Here is a 17328-nt window from a genome sequence, read left to right as displayed (position 1 = left end):
TGATTAAAATAGTATCCAGAATTAATTAGTATACTAGGTTCTCAATTAAAATAAGGGTGGTTGTAATTGTTGATCCTGAGGGATCATCGTTCAACCACCCTTATAAAATTATAATATAATGAAAGAAGAGGATGTTGCAAAATAATAATTTGAAAGAATAATGTTATTTTGCAACATCTCCACAAAGTTTTTGGCTGTGTAATCCTAGGCTCTAACTTTATATACGCGTAAAATATGTGCAGGAATTGATGTAAATTATTAAAAGTTTATGATATTTTCCGGAAACATTTTCATTATGAGGAATTTATGATATACTTATACAATTCGAAGGATTACTTCGGATATTACTGATGCGATTATCGAAGTAACGTAATGATTTAACGGAGGACACATGTTTGGATATGTAGTAATTAATAAGCCGGAATTGAAAATGAAGGACTTTTATAAATATAAGGCTTATTATTGTGGTTTGTGTAAGACACTGAAAGAGAAATACGGTCGATTTGGACAGATGACATTGTCCTATGATATGACTTTTTTGATTCTTTTACTCACTTCATTATATGAGTCAGATACCACAAGGGAGAAGAATCGATGTATCACACATCCGATTCGTAAGCATGATACTCTTTGTAATGAAATAACGGAATATGTTGCAGATATGAATATAGCACTTACCTACCATCATTTGTTAGATGACTGGCAGGATGAGAAAAGCGTAATGGGACTTGCAGGTGCAAAGATAATTAAACATAACTATCGAAAAATTGAAAAGAAATATCCAAGACAATGTTTAAGGATTCAAGAGTGTTTGACACGCTTACAAGAATGTGAACGAAAGAAGGATACTGATATTGATGCAGTGGCCGGATGCTTTGGGGATCTGATGTCAGAACTGTTTGTCTATCAACAGGATATGTGGGAGCAGAGCCTAAGAAATGTAGGTTTTTATATGGGAAAATTTATCTATATATTAGATGCTTATGATGATGTTGAGAAGGATATAAAAAAACGAAGTTACAACCCATTTGTAGAAAAGTTCGAAAGTGAATCATTTGATGAATATTGCGGCAATCTTCTGAATATGATGATAGCGCAATGCACCAATGAATTTGAGAAGCTGCCATGCCTCGTGGATGTGGATATTATTCGAAATATTCTTTATGAGGGAGTTTGGACGAAATATAATAAAATACATGATGATAGATTAAAAAGGAAGGAACAAGGAAATGATAACGAATCCGTACAAGATACTTGACGTATCACCTAATGCATCAAATGAAGAAATTAAAAAGGCTTATAGAGAATTAAGCAGAAAATATCACCCGGATTCCTATGTGAATAATCCTCTATCAGGGCTTGCAGAGGAAAAATTCAAGGAAGTTCAGGAAGCTTATAGCCAAATTATGCAGGAGAGAGAGAACGGATATAGTGGCGTTAACAGCTCCGCAAATAATGAAACTGATGAGATGAGAATGGTTTTTAATTACATCAATGCCGGAAACTATATGGAAGCTTTGAAGACATTATCACGTATTCCACTTCGTAACGGCAGATGGTATTACTATAGCGCGGTAGCCAATGCCGGTGTCGGAAATAATGTTATGGCGTTTGATCATGCCAGACAGGCGGTAAATATGGAGCCGGACAATCAGGAGTATCGTGATTTTTTAAATCATATGCAGTCTCAAGGGCAACAATATCAGAATAATCGCTACGGTGGTTACGGTACCTACGGTGGAGGCAATGCTGGCGGAGGTTATGGAAGAGGCTTCGGAACAGGTAATCTTTGCTGTGATTTATGGTGCGCGGATTCCTGTTGCGAGTGTATGGGAGGAGATATAATACCGTGCATTTAAATGCGAAAAAATTATCTTTTTTGGGTCTTTTATTATCCATATGTGTAGTTTTGATTATTTTAAGCGGTATCTTGGAATTTAATACGTTATTTTTGTTGGCAGCAGCTTCCTTTTGTGTCGGGATTGCCTTTCGTGAAACCAATATCCGATTCGCATTCGGATTTTATCTTGCAGGGCTGATCCTTGGTTTGCTTCTGGCACCGAATAAATTATATTGTATCACTTATAGTGCAATGGGAATGTATCTTCTTATTATTGAATACTCCTATGATAAGTTATTGATGATGAAGAACCCTGCTAGCCGAAGAAAAGTGAGTTGGATTATAAAATACGTTGTATTTAATCTGATGTATATACCGGCTGTGATATTCCTACCCAAACTATTCTTTGCCGGTACGATTGATCAAAGAATTATATTGACGATGGTGGTAGGTGGTCAGGGAGCTATTCTAATCTTTGACATGGCATATCAATACTTTCAACGATTTGTATGGGGGAAGTTCAGACATAATCTGAAGTTGTGATAGAAATGATAAGATTCAATTCTCTGATTTATAGAGGGTAGTTCAATCGATGAGTCAGCAATGATCGTAGCAAATAAAGCATATATAAAGTATATATAAAAAGAACGCCTGTAGAGGAAATATCCTTCTTATAGGCGTTCTTCTTTTGCTTGTATAAATCTAATGATAACTTAATCCACTTATGTGATTCGCATTACTAGAAATTTGAGTAAGTGTGTATTAATGTTTTGTATAACAACGATATTAGTGACGCTTATGAGCTCTATCTTTAATGCCTTCCGGAAGAGCAATCATTGCTGGCAAGAAGACAGGAAGCATAATAAAGCAAAGAACCAATAATCCTGTAATAACTGCAACTGAAAGCTCGATTAAAAGAATGAGACCGGATGGCATCAGTGTTGCAAACGTACCACCAAGAATAATAGCCGCTGCGGATACAACGCCGCCGATATGCTTGCAGGCGGTAATAATTGCCTCCTGTGGTGATAAATCCGGATATTCCTTAAATCGCATCATCAAGAAGATACTATAGTCAACGCCCAGAGATACGATAGCAATAAAGGCGAAGAACGGTACAAATGATGAGATTCCGGCGTATCCAAGTATATTAATAAATATAGTGTTTATTACAAACATTGCAATGTAATACGAACCTACCAGTGCAAATGTAATGAAAACTGGTGTCCAGAAGGAACGGATTACAAGTAGTAGAATAAGGAACACACCGATTAATACGATGATTATCATTCTATTTAAGTCTCGATTCAGGATATTATTGGTATCGTTTGTTGTAGCGCTTGGTCCGGATACCCCACTTTTTGCATTGTTTAACACGGTGCCCTTTAATGCTCCTGATACAGTTTTATTGATTGCGGTAACAGTGCTTAAGGAATCCTTCGCATAAGGATCATCATTAAGTGCTACCGTCAACTTCGTAATGGTTCTGTCCTTAGACATATACATGTCGAGTGCTTTCTTAAAGTTCGCATCCGTTAACGCTTCCTTTGGAATATAAAAGGTCTTGCTGGAATTGAGCTGGGTAAGGAAGTTGTTTGTTTGGTCAAGTCCATTGGAGATTTGTTTTAAGCCGTCGTTTACATCGGAGAGCTTTGTGCCGAAATCACCAAAACCAGCTAAACCATCTGATAATAACTTCTGACCTTTTTCCATATCGCCAAGACCGTTTGTGACTTTTTCCATATTAGTAATGATGGTAGTCATACCATTTGAAGCCTGGTTAAGACCACTTTCGAGTTTTTCAAGCCCAGCTACAATCTGAGTTAAACCGTTATTTATTTTAATTAAATTCTTATTAACAACATCAAAGTTAGAGGTAACTGCGTTATAATTTTTATTTAAGATTTGAATGCCCTGAGGAGTAACATCCTTTAAGTTTAGTAATATTCCGTCGATGGTTTGTTGCAATCCGATAAAGGTAGGATCACTTTTAAGCTCTGGATGGGAAGCGGATAATCCTCCTACCATTAACTTCATCTGGTTTAATGCATCTTTAACACCTAGCAGCGCTGCGGAAGCACCCTGATAATTTGCTCCCATTTGAACATATCCTGCCTGCATTTTGGTATAGCCATCCGATAAAGCGGTTATGGCACCATTCATCGTTTTTAAATTATCGTGTATCTGAGATAAACCGTTTGAAATAGATTCTGAATTGGTGGAACCGTTATTGATGCCGTTTTTGATTTTCTTTAGTCCGTCGGTTAAAGAGGACACTCCGTTTTTTAGATCCTTGGTACCGTCAGTCATCTTGTTTACCTGAGAAAAATCAGAGTCGGATAATTTATCCTGGGCTAATTTTAAACCGTCATATATTTCGTTTACGCCGCCCTTTGTCTGGGATAAGCCGTCGGTTACTGTCTCCATATTTTTACCTATGTAAAAATTCTCGATTTGTTTTCCTTCCGGCTGTGTAGCGGAAGACACCTTGGAGACACCTTTCAATCTCTGAAGTCTGGTAGTAATATCGTCGATAACGGTTAAGCCTTCATTATTATCAAGTGCTTTATCTGTTTCGATAACAACCGTAACTGGCATTGCTTGCCCTTTGCCGAAATGGTCGGATACAATAGAGAAGCCTTTGGTTGAGTTATATGAATTACCGAGCTCGCTGATTGTATCAAAGTTAAGTTTTTGTTGGTGGAAGATTACAGTGGTTCCTATAATCAAAGCAATAACCAAGCCGGATATTACTGGATGTCTTGTAGATAAGCTGGCAATTTTATCCCATGTTTTGCTTTCCTTGTGTCCGGTGGTACTCTTAGAAGGCCAGAATAATTTCGCACCTAAGATCTTCATAGCAAATGGTGTCAATGTAAGAATCTCAAGCAATAGCATGGTTGCACCGATAACAACAACAACCGCCGATTTATATACGGGAGATTCAGAGAATATTAAACTGAAGAAGGCGATTAATATGGTTAGTACACTGAATGCAATCGTTTTACCCGCTGTTTTGTAGGTTTTGATAATGGCATCATCCACGGATAAGCCGTTATAAAGTTCTTCTTTAAAACGATTAAATAGCAGGATGTTGTAATCTGTACCGATACCAAACAAAATCAATACAAGTAGCATTTGAGTAAGTGTAGTGACAGGGAAATTAAATTTATCAATTAACTGAGCCGCGATGCCCATTGATGTTAAATAGGAAAAGGCAACTGCAATTAGTGACACAAAAGGAATAATTACAGAGCGGAACATAATGATCAATATTAACAAAATAAAGATAACGGTTAAAACCGCACTTTTTTCAACACCCGAGGTGGAGGCCTTCAGATAATCATTGCTGATGAAATCTGCTCCGGTAAGATAGTGTTCTGCAGTGACATTCGTTAACTTACTATTAATTGCAGATTGAATATCATCCACTTCACGTTTCTGTTTGTCGAGCTTGAAGCTGACCATGAGAGTGGTACCGTCCTTAGAGATTAAAGATTCTTTTGCTTCGGGAATATTAAAGGGATCAATAATTTCATCCATGCTAAGATTGGATTTTTGATCCTTAATTGAATTGACTGCGGTTTCGATTTGCTTCATCTCATCATTTGTAATTTTATTTTTATTATAGAATACTAAGATGTTATTCGTACCTTTCGTCGTTTCCATTTTACTGAGTAGTGAGTCTGCCATCGCTGAAGGACTGTCGTTTCCGATTGGTGTTTGTCCTCGCTGTCTCAGTATTGCATTCACATCAGGTTGAAAGAACGTAAGCAAGAATGTTGCAATCAGCCAGAATGCTAAGATAAACCAGCGATATTTTAGAATGTGTTTCATGTATTAACTCCTTTCATTATCAAGCTGTAAACCAACTGATGTCCATTAATAAACAACAGAGTGTTGATTTATCATCAATTATGAAATATAATACACACAGAGACGGTTTACAACCATCAGTATTATTTTTTATGAGGAATTCTCCACATTTTAAAAAGAAATGTTGGTTATTAATAAAAAATTTATAATTAGATCCAGCTATGTTTATTGTGATTTCATAGGGTGGATAAAGGAGAGAATGAAGAGTGAAAGATAAATCTTTTACTCTGCGCATAAATCATGCGCATGAATGGAGGTAAAGATGAACAGTGAAAAAGTTGATCGGCGAATAAAGTATACAAAAATGCTGTTAAGAAACAGTTTAGTGGATTTGATGAGAGAGTATCCTATTTCAAAAATATCCGTAAAAATGCTGTGTGAGAAAGCTGATATTAATAGAAGCACCTTCTATGCCCATTATACGGATCAATTTGACTTGTTAAAAAAGTTGGAACGAGAGGTGATATCCGAATTTGAACGACAAATTGAAAGTCAATGCTTTCAAAGGCATAATAGGGAATCCGTTAATTGGCTGAATGAAATTCTTATGTACGTAGCGGAGAATGCAGAATTATGTAAAGTGCTGTTGGGTGATAACGGAGATCCTGACTTTCAGAGAGAAATCATGCGATTGGCGCAGCAGAAAACCATTACTGAACTGAAGAATTATAAAAATATTGATACAAGAACCTCGGAATATCTTCAAAGCTTCACAGTAACTGGGGCGTTAAATGTGGTACAGAAGTGGTTGCAGGATGGAATGATTGAATCGACCGAGCAGATGGCCGAATTTACTTCCCTACTATTATATAAGGGTATTTCTGCATTTCGCAACTCATAGTAGATAAAATAATATTATAATTCGTTAATAAACCGATTATGAAGTTTGTTGTGGCCAAGAATGGAGTAATATAATTAACAATAGTTTTAAGAACGGCTTATCATGGGATTGCGATCTCAAATGATAAGCCGTTTTTAAACTATATTGTATTTTTCTGTTGTTCAATCATGTTGCTTTTGGCACAGATTTATTTGATTACGGTCTGGCCGCCCATATATGGCTGAAGTGCAACCGGGATATTGATAGAACCATCTTCGTTGAGGTTGTTCTCAAGGAAAGCGATTAACATTCTTGGAGGAGCAACAACTGTGTTATTTAATGTGTGTGCGAAGTACTTACCGTCTTCACCAACTACACGAATCTTTAAGCGACGTGCCTGTGCATCTCCTAAGTTTGAGCAGCTACCTACCTCGAAGTATTTCTTTTGGCGAGGGGACCATGCTTCCACGTCGATGGATTTTACTTTCAGATCTGCAAGGTCACCGGAGCAACATTCAAGCGTTCTTACCGGTACGTCTAAAGTGCGGAATAAGTCTACTGTATTCTGCCACAATTTATCAAACCATGCCATACTGTCCTCTGGCTTACATACTACGATCATTTCCTGCTTTTCGAACTGATGGATACGATATACGCCTCTTTCCTCTAAGCCGTGTGCACCTTTTTCTTTACGGAAACAAGGAGAGTAGCTGGTTAAAGCCTGAGGTAAGGTGTCGGAAGGGAGTATCGTATCGATATATTTACCAATCATGGAGTGTTCGCTGGTACCGATGAGGAACAAATCTTCCCCCTCGATTTTGTACATCATAGCTTCCATCTCAGCAAAGCTCATAACTCCGGTAACAACCTCGCTACGAATCATATAAGGCGGAATACAATAGGTAAAACCGCGGTCTATCATGAAATCTCTTGAATAGGAGAGAACAGCCGAGTGGAGTCTTGCAATATTACCCATAAGGTAGTAGAAGCCGTTACCTGCTACTTTTCTTGCACTATCAAGATCAATACCGTTAAGTTTTTCCATAATTTCAGTATGGTATGGAATTTCAAAATCAGGAACGACCGGTTCACCATAGCGTTGTACTTCAACATTCTCGTTATCATCCTTACCAATCGGAACGCTAGGATCAATGATATTAGGGATGGTCATCATGATCTTTTTGATTTTATCCTGTAACTCATTTTCCTTTGTTTCTAATTCGGCTAAACGTTCGGAATCAGCTGTTACCTGTTTCTTTAAATCTTCTGCCTCATCTCTTTTGCCCTGTGCCATGAGTCCACCGATCTGCTTTGAGATCTTGTTTCTTTCAAATCTTAAATTATCTGCTTCCTGCTTTGCGTTTCTGCTTTCTGCATCGAGGGCGATTACTTCATCAACGAAAGGAAGCTTATTGTCCTGAAATTTATTACGAATATTTTGTTTTACGATTTCAGGGTTTTCTCTGACAAATTTTAAATCTAACATTGTTTCCTCCATTTTGCTGAACATTCAGCTTTTTATTTTGGGTCTAAAGGCTTTTTGACGCTCAAACCTATAAATTAAAAAAATCCTATCAACCCACATATATAACATGGGACGAAAGGATTCCGCGTTGCCACCCAAATTGCCGGGCTATTTACCCGACCACTCAACAGTACGATAAAGGGTACTGACCTTCCGACTCATCGCCGGCAGCTCAAAAAGTGGAAAGATCCCTTGTTACACCGGTTCACACCAACCACCGGCTCTCTGAAGCAATTCTGGAATCGTAGCTTTTATCATTGCTGAAATAGTTATACAAGTTTTCTTGTATTATTTTATCTTATTATATAACCAATTATTCGATTTATCAAGTATTTCCTTAGGTTATTTTGGTATTTTGCAAATTACAGATGCTATTTTAAAGGTACAGATAATTGGGCAATAATTGGTAGATATGCCGGGCAAGTTGGGTAAAATTGTGGAATTGTCTATAAAAAAACAATCATTGACAATATACATCATAGTGAGATAAAATTGACGTGAATTAATCAATAATTTTCACATAGTGGTTGTATATCATTTACATAGAGATGTCTTAATTGTATGATTAATTACGCAAAATAATAAAAATAATTGGGCAAGGTGACTAAATTATGAATGAAATCTCTGTATTGATTTTATTTCCATTGGTAGCAGCGTTGATTATTTTCCTGGTTCGTAATGACAAAGTTAGGAATATGTTGGTTAGAATCAGTGCTGTAGGAACTGCTGCATTAACCGTAACAGTTACATATCTACATTTTAATAATGGAATAACCTTTACCTATCCGCATGAAGAAACAATTGATCTTGTATTGGCAGTTGTTGAGGTATTGGTAGCAATATTTATTATCACAGTTGGTATCAAAAGCAAGAAATATCTTGTGTCAGCTTTTTCTTTCGTTCAAACCGTATTGATTTTATTCTTTGAATTTACTCAAAAAGAAGGAATTGAAGTTAAAACTGCAATTGTTCTGGACAAACTTGCCATTATTATGGTACTGATTGTCGGGCTGGTCGGTAGCCTTATTTGTCTATATGCAGTTGGTTATATGAAAGACTATCATAAGCATCATAAGGAATATAAAGAGAGAAAGAGTTTCTTTTTTGCAATTCTTTTCTTGTTTTTATCTGCAATGTTCGGATTAGTATTATGTAATAATCTGACCTGGCTGTATTTCTGCTGGGAGCTTACAACTCTATGTTCTTTCCTTTTAATCGGTTATACACAGACAACGGAAGCAAGAAACAATGCGTTTCGTGCTTTGGTTATAAATTTAGGAGGAGGTCTTGCTTTTGCGGTTGCAATTGTATGGATTGGAACTCAGTTTCATACATTGGAATTATCTGAATTAGTGAGTAAGAATCCTGAGACAATGGTGCTTATTCCGGCGTTCTTATTAGCATTCGCAGCTTTGACCAAATCAGCGCAGTTACCGTTCTCCTCTTGGTTACTTGGAGCGATGGTTGCACCGACTCCAACCTCTGCTTTACTCCACTCTGCTACGATGGTAAAAGCAGGCGTATATCTCTTGATTCGTTTAGCTCCTTTGATTGGAGGCACTTATGTGGGAAAATCAGTAACACTAGTAGGAGGAATCACTTTCCTGGCGTGTTCGCTGATGGCAATCTCTCAAAGTGATGCTAAAAAAATCTTGGCATATTCTACCTTGGCTAATCTGGGATTGATAGTAATATGTGCCAGTGTTGGTTCACAGGAATCAATATGGGCTGCAATTTTATTGATAATCTTTCATGCTGTATCGAAATCTCTATTATTTATTTCGGTTGGTTCAGCTGAAAATCAGATTGGAAGCAGGGATGTAGAGAATATGGATATTCTTATGGGAGTGTCCACAAGGTTGGCAATATTTATGTTAATTGGTATCGCAGGAATGTTCCTGGCACCATTTGGTATGTTGATATCAAAGTGGGTTGCTATGAAAGCATTTATTGATTCTAACGATATTTTGACGGTGGTAATTCTTGCATATGGTAGTGCAGCTACTTTATTCTATTGGACAAAATGGATGGGTAAGCTAGTGTCAAATGCAAATATGAAAGATCGTGTGAAACAAGCGTTTCATTTGGATGAAAGTATACCGATTTTTATTCTTGGAATAATGGTTGTGTTGTCATGCTTTGGATTTCCAATTATCTCTAAATATGTACTGATTCCATATCTGTCAGGCATATTCGGTAATGAAGCGTTGACTCCGATTGGGGATAGTAACGTTTTATTAATGTTAATCATGCTTAGTATGTTAATTATATTACCATTGAGCTTTATTCCTATTTATAAAAATGATAAGCGAAGAAAAGCACCGATCTATATGGCAGGCGAGAACACCGGTGATAATGAAACCTTCAACGGCTCAATCGGAACAACTCGTAAAGTAGAACTGAGAAATTGGTATATGGAGAGTTACTTTGGAACGAAGAGGTTAACCTTTTGGAGTAATATCTTATCGATTATAACATTGGTAATTGGAGTGATATTTCTGTTAGGGGGGATGATTTAATATGATAATTACAATATTATTGGTTTTAGGAATAATCATTTTCGCACCTTTGGTTGGTGGATTTTTAACCGGTGTTGACCGTGTTATATCGGCGAGATTACAGGGAAGGCAGGGACCACCGGTATTACAGCCGTTTTATGATGTGTTCAAACTAATCAGCAAGGAATCCATTGAAGTGAATTCAATGCACCGATTTTTTGTTTATGTTTCATTAATCTTTGCAGTATTTACAACAATAATCCTGCTAACCGGCGGAGATATTCTGCTTGCGATCTTTGCATTAACATTAGGGTCAGTATTTTTTGTATTAGGCGGATATGCCTCTAATTCACCCTACAGTACGATTGGATCGGAGAGAGAATTGCTTCAGATTATGGCGTATGAACCAATGGTTTTGTTGACCTGTATCGGTTTGTATTATGCAAATAGAAGCTTTTTTGTCAAAGAAATCATAGCTAATGATAAACCGGCAATTATCTATCTACCCGGAGTATTTATCGGTTTAATCTTTATCATTGCATTCAAATTAAGAAAATCTCCTTTTGATCTTAGTATGTCTCATCATGGGCATCAAGAGATTGTAAAAGGTATTACAACAGAATATTCCGGTAAGGATCTGGCAGTGATAGAAGTGACTCACTGGTATGAAACAATCATTGCTTTAACTTTGGTATACGTCTTTTTTGCTACTGCAACGCCGATTAGTCATGTGATAGCGGTTTTGGTTTGTGCAGTGATTTATTTTCTTGAAATACTGATTGATAATGCGGTGGCTAGGTTAAAATGGCAACAGGCACTTAACTCAGCATGGATTGTTACGGCGATAATGGGGACGGCTAATTTATTTATATTATCACTATTTCGCTAGTACTTATAGTTCAACTAAGCCAACCGGCAGAAGCGAAATAGCGCTTTTGCGAGTGCTAAATAGATGGAGGTTTCTATGAAAAGTATAAAAAAATCACCATGGATATTACATTACGACGGTTCTAGCTGTAATGGCTGTGACATTGAGGTTTTGGCATGTTTAACTCCTTTATATGATGTAGAACGTTTTGGTATCATCAATACGGGTAACCCAAAGCATGCGGATATCTTATTGATAACCGGAAGTGTGAATGAACAGAATATACCTGTGGTAAAGCAACTCTATGAGCAGATGGCGGAGCCAAAAGTGGTTGTAGCAGTCGGAATCTGTGCTACCTCAGGTGGCATATTCGCAGAATGTTATAATGTGGTTGGCGGAGTGGATAAGGTTTTACCGGTAGATGTATATGTGCCCGGTTGTGCCGCTCGTCCTGAAGCAATTATTGATGGTGTGGTTAGGGGACTTGCTGCGTTAGAAGCAAAGCAAATAAATCGTAAAAAGATTGCGAATTAATATATGAGTATGGAGGTTCGATATGAGTTACCAAACAATACAACCGGTTACTCCGAATGAATTATTGTCGGAAGTATCAAAATTAAAAGACTCTGGATATCGTCTGGTTGCAATAACCTGTACGAATAAAGATGATTTAGAACTCAGCTATTCCTTTGATAAGGATTATGATTTGATTAACCTTCGTATTAATACGGATAATCAGACAGAGATACCCAGTATTAGCGAACAATATCCATATTCATTTTTATATGAGAATGAAATTAATGAGCTGTTTGGAGCGAAGATAGTAAAGATAAATCTTGACTTCAACGACACGTTATATAAGATTTCGGTGAAAACACCGTTTCGGAAGAAGGAGGAGGAGTAATGGGTAATAGAACCGTAGTTCCTTTTGGACCACAGCATCCGGTTCTTCCTGAACCGATTCATCTCGATTTAGTACTTGAGGATGAAACAGTTGTAGAAGCAATCCCTAGAATTGGATATATACATAGAGGATTAGAAAAGCTGGTAGAAAAAAAGGATTATCAGCAATATACCTATGTAGCTGAGAGAATATGTGGAATCTGTTCCTTTATGCACGGCATGGGATACTGCATGGCGATTGAAGATATCATGGATGTAAAAGTTCCGGAACGTGCAGAGTATTTAAGAGTAATCTGGGCGGAGTTGTCAAGACTTCATAGCCATCTTTTATGGCTTGGTTTACTCGCAGATGCATTCGGCTTTGAGAGCTTATTCATGCAGTCCTGGAAAATGAGAGAGCAAGTGCTTGATATCTTCGAAGAGACGACCGGAGGAAGAGTCATCTTCTCTGTATGCGATATTGGAGGGGTAAGAAAGGATATTTCTGCAGAGACTTTATCAAAGATAGATAAGATATTATCCGGTATGAATAAAGAATTAAAGGAAGTTACGAATGTATTCTTAAATGATACCTCAGTAAAATTACGTACCAAAGGAGTTGGCGTATTAACGAAGCAACAGGCGTTTGAACTCGGGGCAGTAGGACCAATGGGTAGAGCTAGCGGTGTGGATTCGGATCTTAGATCGACCGGATATGCTGTGTATGGTAAGTTAAAATTCGAACCAATTATCGATGAAGCAGGAGATTCCTATGCCAGAACCAATGTCAGAATTAAGGAGATGTTTCAGGCTATTGATTTGATTCATCAGTGCATTGCTCAAATTCCAGAGGGTGACATTAAGGTGAAAGTAACGGGTAATCCAAATGGAGAACATTTTATGCGTGTAGAACAACCGCGCGGGGAGGTAGTGTATTATGCAAAAGCGAATGGAACGAAATATCTTGATCGTCTGAGAGTTCGAACTCCTACCTTTGCAAATGTTCCAGCATTGCTTGAAACGTTAAAAGGGTGTTCCCTTGCAGACGTTCCGATATTAGTACTGACAATTGACCCATGCATTAGTTGTACTGAAAGATAAATTGGGAAAGAAAAAGCGCTTCCTTTAATTAGGGGGAGCATGGAGGTAAGTATGTCGATATTAAGCATGTCAAAGACACTCTTTAAAAACTTGTTTCATGGGCCATACACCGTATTGTACCCGATGAAGCAAAAAGAAAAATTTGACCGCACAAGAGGAAAGGTTGATATTTCTATTGATGATTGCATATTCTGTGGTATATGTCAAAAACGTTGTCCGACCGGTGCAATCACTGTAGATAAAAGTAAATCCTCATGGAGCATAGAACGGCTTCAATGCATTCAATGTCAATATTGTAATGAAGTGTGTCCGAAAAAATGTCTCTCGATGGGGAATCAGTATACTGCACCGTCTGACGGTAGTGTAAAGGATGAATATATTAAATGCATGAATACCCAATTACCCAAAGAATAATTGAGATAGCTGATGAATACGCAAACAAATATGATGTAACCGAGGTGAAAGTCATCAATCTGGTGGTTGGTGATTATTCCGGTTATGTGGCAAGTTCAATTGAACTGTATTTTGATATTATCGCTGAGGGTAGTCTATGTGAAAAAGCAAAACTCAATATTGAGCGCGTGGTACCTAAGTTAAAATGTAATAACTGCGGGGAACTATTCATCAGAAAACCCTTTACCTTTGAGTGTCCTATCTGTAAGGGAGAGGGTATGCCAACTGACATCGGACAGGAGTTTTACATTAAGTCAATCGAAGTATAGAGGAGGTTTGCTATGTCAGAAAATAAAGAAATTGAAATCATGCAATCCGTTTATGATAAAAATGACGAGGTAGCTGCGCAGATTAATTCCTCGTTAACACAAAAAGGGATTTATGCAATTAATGTGATGGGAGCTCCGGGAGCAGGTAAGACAACATCCCTAATTAATATTATAAAACGTCTTCAAGGGGTAACCCCTTATGTAATTGAAGGAGATATCGAAGCGGACTTTGATACGAAGACATTGCAGTCACTTGGAGTGAAGGCAATTCAGATCAATACGGGTGGAGCTTGTCATCTGGATTCCCCTTTGATTGGTAATGCGGTAGATGAGCTAAAACTTACCGATGGCGTTCTCTTTATTGAGAATATTGGAAATCTTGTATGTCCGGCAGAATTTATGATTGGTGAACATGCAAAAATGTTGATTTCTACTGTAACAGAAGGTAGTGATAAGCCCTACAAATACCCGTTAGCATTTGAAAAGGCGGATGTGATTTTAATCAATAAATGTGACTTAATACCTTATATAGACTTTGACGAAGACTTTTTTATGAAAGGTGTAAGGGCGTTAAATAAGACTGCACCCGTAATAAAAGTTTCCGGAAAAACAGGAGAGGGCTTCGAACAGATTGTATCATGGATAATGGAAAAAATAAAATAATTACAAAAAAAATAAAAGTGTATGGAATTGTACAAGGGGTTGGATTTCGGCCCCTTGTTTATCATATTGCGAAAAAGTGGAATGTGAAAGGACATGTTCGCAATGTAGGCGGTTATGTTGATATTATGGTTCAGTCAAAAGAAGAGAATCTGAATGGATTTATAAAAGAGCTGAAGAACCTGCAAAGCATAGGCGTTGAGATTGTGAAAATTGAGATAGAAGAGATTGAAATAGAAGAGATTGAAATAGAAGAGATTGGTATTGAAAAGGTTGGAATTGATGAGATTAAGGTAAAACTGGAGAAGCAGACAGAGGAATTTGTTATTATAATAAGCGGGACCAGTGACGAAGTAGCAATTCTACCACCGGACCTACCGGTTTGCAGGGTCTGTATGGAGGAGCTTAATGATCCATCGAATCGTCGTTATGGGAACCCGTTTATAAGTTGTATGTCCTGTGGGCCAAGATATACGATTATGGAACGGGTGCCTTATGATAGGGACACAACTACAATGGTGGACTTTAGGATGTGTCCATCTTGTGAGAGTGAATACATCTCCCCTGATACAAGACGATTTCATGCACAGACAATATCCTGTAATGATTGTGGACCATATCTGATTTACCAAGAAGTCAACCAAGAATCAATAAATAATTCCACGTGTATTCAAAAAACAATTAAAATTAATTCATCTGAACAGAGCAAGAATGATATGTATTCCTTAGGTGATGTTCGATGGAAATATGATATGCAGGATAAAGAATGGATCGGGCATCAATATGACAATGAAGAAGCTCTATCTAGAGCGATTTCTATTATAAAAGATGGCGGGATCGTTGCGGTAAAGGGAATTGGAGGTTATCACTTTGTATGCTCGCCGTATAACGAACTAACAGTGAAGAATCTTCGAAAGCTAAAGGGAAGGGAAGAGAAGCCCTTCGCGGTGATGTTTCCGGACATCTCCGGGCTGGAGGATTTCTGTATTGTATCTGAGGAAGAAAAAGCATTATTACGAACCAATGCCCGCCCAATTGTTCTGCTATATATGCACGAAGATACGATGGCTCCGTCTACAAATAAGGGAAGTATCTACTGCGGTGCTTTTTTACCGTATACACCACTGCAGATACTATTAACACGGGAATGTGGAGCGTTAATTATGACAAGTGCAAACCTGTCAAACCAGCCGATTATTAAGGATGATGATAAGATGTGCTCCTTGAAATCTCCATATCTCAACGGAGTGTTGTACAATACCAGAAAAATCGTGCGAACCGTGGATGATTCGGTGGCGAAGATAATTGATGGAAAACCGCAGTTGATAAGAAGAAGTCGCGGATTTGTACCCTATCCTGTATTTTTACCACCAAAGAGCGATGAAGCAAAGCATGCTATCTTTGGGGCTGGAGGAGATCTGAAGGCAGCATTTTGTTTATATAAGAACGGTAACGCAGTGGTATCGCAATATTTGGGTGATTTGGAAGAACTGAATGTTATGAAAGAGTATCAAAAGGCGTATGAGGATTTGATATCCTTATTAAAAATCAACCCTCAATTGGTGGTATGTGATATGCATCCGAATTATTATTCTGTTCGTTTCGCAAAAGAGCTTGGACTTCCGGTTATCTCTATTCAACACCACCATGCGCATATTGCTTCTGTCATGGCAGAGCATGATTTACATGAAAAAGTGATTGGGATTGCATTTGACGGAACCGGCTTTGGAACAGACGGCAATATATGGGGTGGTGAATTCCTGGTATGCGAGGGGAATCATTTCACCAGAGAAGCACATTTAAAATATACCCCGATGATCGGCGGAGATCAGTCGATGAAGGATGCGAAAAAAACAGCTTCCTGCTTCCTGATGAATTATAACCTTGGTGAATTTGTGAGAGATGAGAGGAAGGATTTAATACAGTCACTTCTTGACCTAAAGATTAATACAATCCTATCCTCCAGTATGGGGCGATTTTTTGATGCGGTATCATCCATTCTTGGAATTGCGCAGGAAAACAGCTACGAAGGAGAATGTGCTGCATTACTTGAGAAAGAAGCAGTTTTGGCAAAGAGAAATTTGATTAAGCCAATTAAACTTGAATTAGCAATTACGAAGAGTGAGGGGATATTGGAATTAGATCCTTCTTCGCTCTTATCAGACCTTTGCTCTCTAAGGACAGATTGTTCAACTGGTGCGTTGGCATTGGGCTTTCACTATGCATTAGCGGAAAGTATCAGTGCTATCTGTGAGATATTAAGAGAAAAGCATAAATGTAATACTGTTGCTATCAGTGGTGGAGTATTTCAAAATTCTGTAATAACGGAGAGAACGTTGCTGCTATTACGAGAGAAAGGCTTTTGTGTGTATACCAATATGGCGGTACCACCCAATGATGGTGCAATTAGCCTAGGTCAGGTATATCTTGGTAAAGAATATCTGGAGGGCAATAAAACAACTACGGAATTATTGGAGCAGTTGCCAGGGCGATTAACTATAAGTAATATTTAGGCTGCAATCCAAGTAATAAATAG

15 protein-coding genes and 1 other annotated feature are annotated in these 17328 nt (G+C 37.9%); of the genes, 13 read left to right on the top strand and 2 right to left on the bottom strand.

What is annotated here, in order from left to right:
* Positions 1–391 precede the first annotated feature (391 nt).
* The 3 genes from AC6IWN_RS09320 to AC6IWN_RS09310 are packed head-to-tail and all read left to right on the top strand — an operon-like array spanning position 392 to position 2383.
* Complete coding sequence (locus AC6IWN_RS09320; RefSeq protein WP_497992106.1) at positions 392–1258, top strand: DUF5685 family protein; 867 nt, start codon at positions 392–394, stop codon at positions 1256–1258.
* Positions 1230–1859 carry a J domain-containing protein gene (locus AC6IWN_RS09315; protein WP_497992105.1) on the top strand — a complete coding sequence of 210 codons (630 nt, stop codon included), beginning with the start codon at positions 1230–1232 and terminating at the stop codon, positions 1857–1859. The genes AC6IWN_RS09320 and AC6IWN_RS09315 overlap by 29 nt, the downstream gene beginning before the upstream one ends.
* Positions 1850–2383, top strand: coding sequence for a hypothetical protein (locus tag AC6IWN_RS09310; RefSeq protein ID WP_497992104.1), 534 nt, complete (start codon positions 1850–1852; stop codon positions 2381–2383). The genes AC6IWN_RS09315 and AC6IWN_RS09310 overlap by 10 nt, the downstream gene beginning before the upstream one ends.
* A gap of 243 nt (positions 2384–2626) precedes the next feature.
* On the opposite strand, the gene AC6IWN_RS09305 is transcribed toward AC6IWN_RS09310, so the two are convergent.
* Positions 2627–5677, bottom strand: coding sequence for an MMPL family transporter (locus tag AC6IWN_RS09305; RefSeq protein WP_497992103.1), 3051 nt, complete (start codon positions 5675–5677; stop codon positions 2627–2629).
* Positions 5678–5978: 301 nt separating this feature from the next.
* Here AC6IWN_RS09305 and AC6IWN_RS09300 point away from each other — a divergent pair, with 301 nt between their 5' ends.
* Positions 5979–6557 carry a TetR/AcrR family transcriptional regulator gene (locus AC6IWN_RS09300; RefSeq protein WP_497992102.1) on the top strand — a complete coding sequence of 193 codons (579 nt, stop codon included), beginning with the start codon at positions 5979–5981 and terminating at the stop codon, positions 6555–6557.
* Positions 6558–6744: 187 nt separating this feature from the next.
* Here the strand turns inward: AC6IWN_RS09300 and serS are convergent, their stop codons facing one another.
* Positions 6745–8022, bottom strand: coding sequence for a serine--tRNA ligase (gene serS, locus AC6IWN_RS09295; protein WP_497992101.1), 1278 nt, complete (start codon positions 8020–8022; stop codon positions 6745–6747).
* 104 nt (positions 8023–8126) lie between these two features.
* Positions 8127–8328: a binding site (T-box leader), on the bottom strand.
* A gap of 344 nt (positions 8329–8672) precedes the next feature.
* Here serS and AC6IWN_RS09290 point away from each other — a divergent pair.
* From AC6IWN_RS09290 to hypF, 9 genes are all read left to right on the top strand, one after another.
* Complete coding sequence (locus tag AC6IWN_RS09290; protein WP_497992100.1) at positions 8673–10580, top strand: NADH-quinone oxidoreductase subunit 5 family protein; 1908 nt, start codon at positions 8673–8675, stop codon at positions 10578–10580.
* A 1-nt stretch (position 10581) separates the two neighbouring features.
* The gene (locus AC6IWN_RS09285) at positions 10582–11448 is read left to right on the top strand and encodes a respiratory chain complex I subunit 1 family protein (RefSeq protein WP_497992099.1); all 867 of its coding nucleotides are present in this window, start codon (positions 10582–10584) and stop codon (positions 11446–11448) included.
* Between the two features lie 75 nt (positions 11449–11523).
* On the top strand, positions 11524–11961 hold the full coding sequence (locus AC6IWN_RS09280) for an NADH-quinone oxidoreductase subunit B family protein (RefSeq protein WP_497992098.1): 438 nt from the start codon (positions 11524–11526) through the stop codon (positions 11959–11961).
* A 22-nt stretch (positions 11962–11983) separates the two neighbouring features.
* Positions 11984–12331: an NADH-quinone oxidoreductase subunit C gene (locus tag AC6IWN_RS09275; RefSeq protein WP_497992097.1), complete on the top strand. Its 348-nt coding sequence runs from the start codon at positions 11984–11986 to the stop codon at positions 12329–12331.
* Positions 12331–13410, top strand: a complete 1080-nt coding sequence (locus AC6IWN_RS09270; RefSeq protein WP_497992096.1) for a hydrogenase large subunit — start codon at positions 12331–12333, stop codon at positions 13408–13410. The genes AC6IWN_RS09275 and AC6IWN_RS09270 overlap by 1 nt, the downstream gene beginning before the upstream one ends.
* A gap of 51 nt (positions 13411–13461) precedes the next feature.
* On the top strand, positions 13462–13824 hold the full coding sequence (locus AC6IWN_RS09265) for a 4Fe-4S dicluster domain-containing protein (RefSeq protein WP_497992095.1): 363 nt from the start codon (positions 13462–13464) through the stop codon (positions 13822–13824).
* Complete coding sequence (locus AC6IWN_RS09260) at positions 13794–14132, top strand: hydrogenase maturation nickel metallochaperone HypA/HybF (RefSeq protein WP_497992094.1); 339 nt, start codon at positions 13794–13796, stop codon at positions 14130–14132. Before AC6IWN_RS09265 ends, AC6IWN_RS09260 begins: the two co-directional genes overlap by 31 nt.
* A gap of 12 nt (positions 14133–14144) precedes the next feature.
* Complete coding sequence (gene hypB, locus AC6IWN_RS09255; protein ID WP_497992093.1) at positions 14145–14795, top strand: hydrogenase nickel incorporation protein HypB; 651 nt, start codon at positions 14145–14147, stop codon at positions 14793–14795.
* Positions 14771–17305, top strand: coding sequence for a carbamoyltransferase HypF (hypF, locus tag AC6IWN_RS09250; RefSeq protein WP_497992092.1), 2535 nt, complete (start codon positions 14771–14773; stop codon positions 17303–17305). Before hypB ends, hypF begins: the two co-directional genes overlap by 25 nt.
* The last annotated feature ends 23 nt before the right edge of the window (positions 17306–17328 follow it).

The organism is Variimorphobacter sp. HTMS_6 (genome assembly GCF_059717775.1).
Note: the sequence above shows the minus strand (reverse complement) of the source record. Positions and strands in the feature narration are given on the sequence as shown.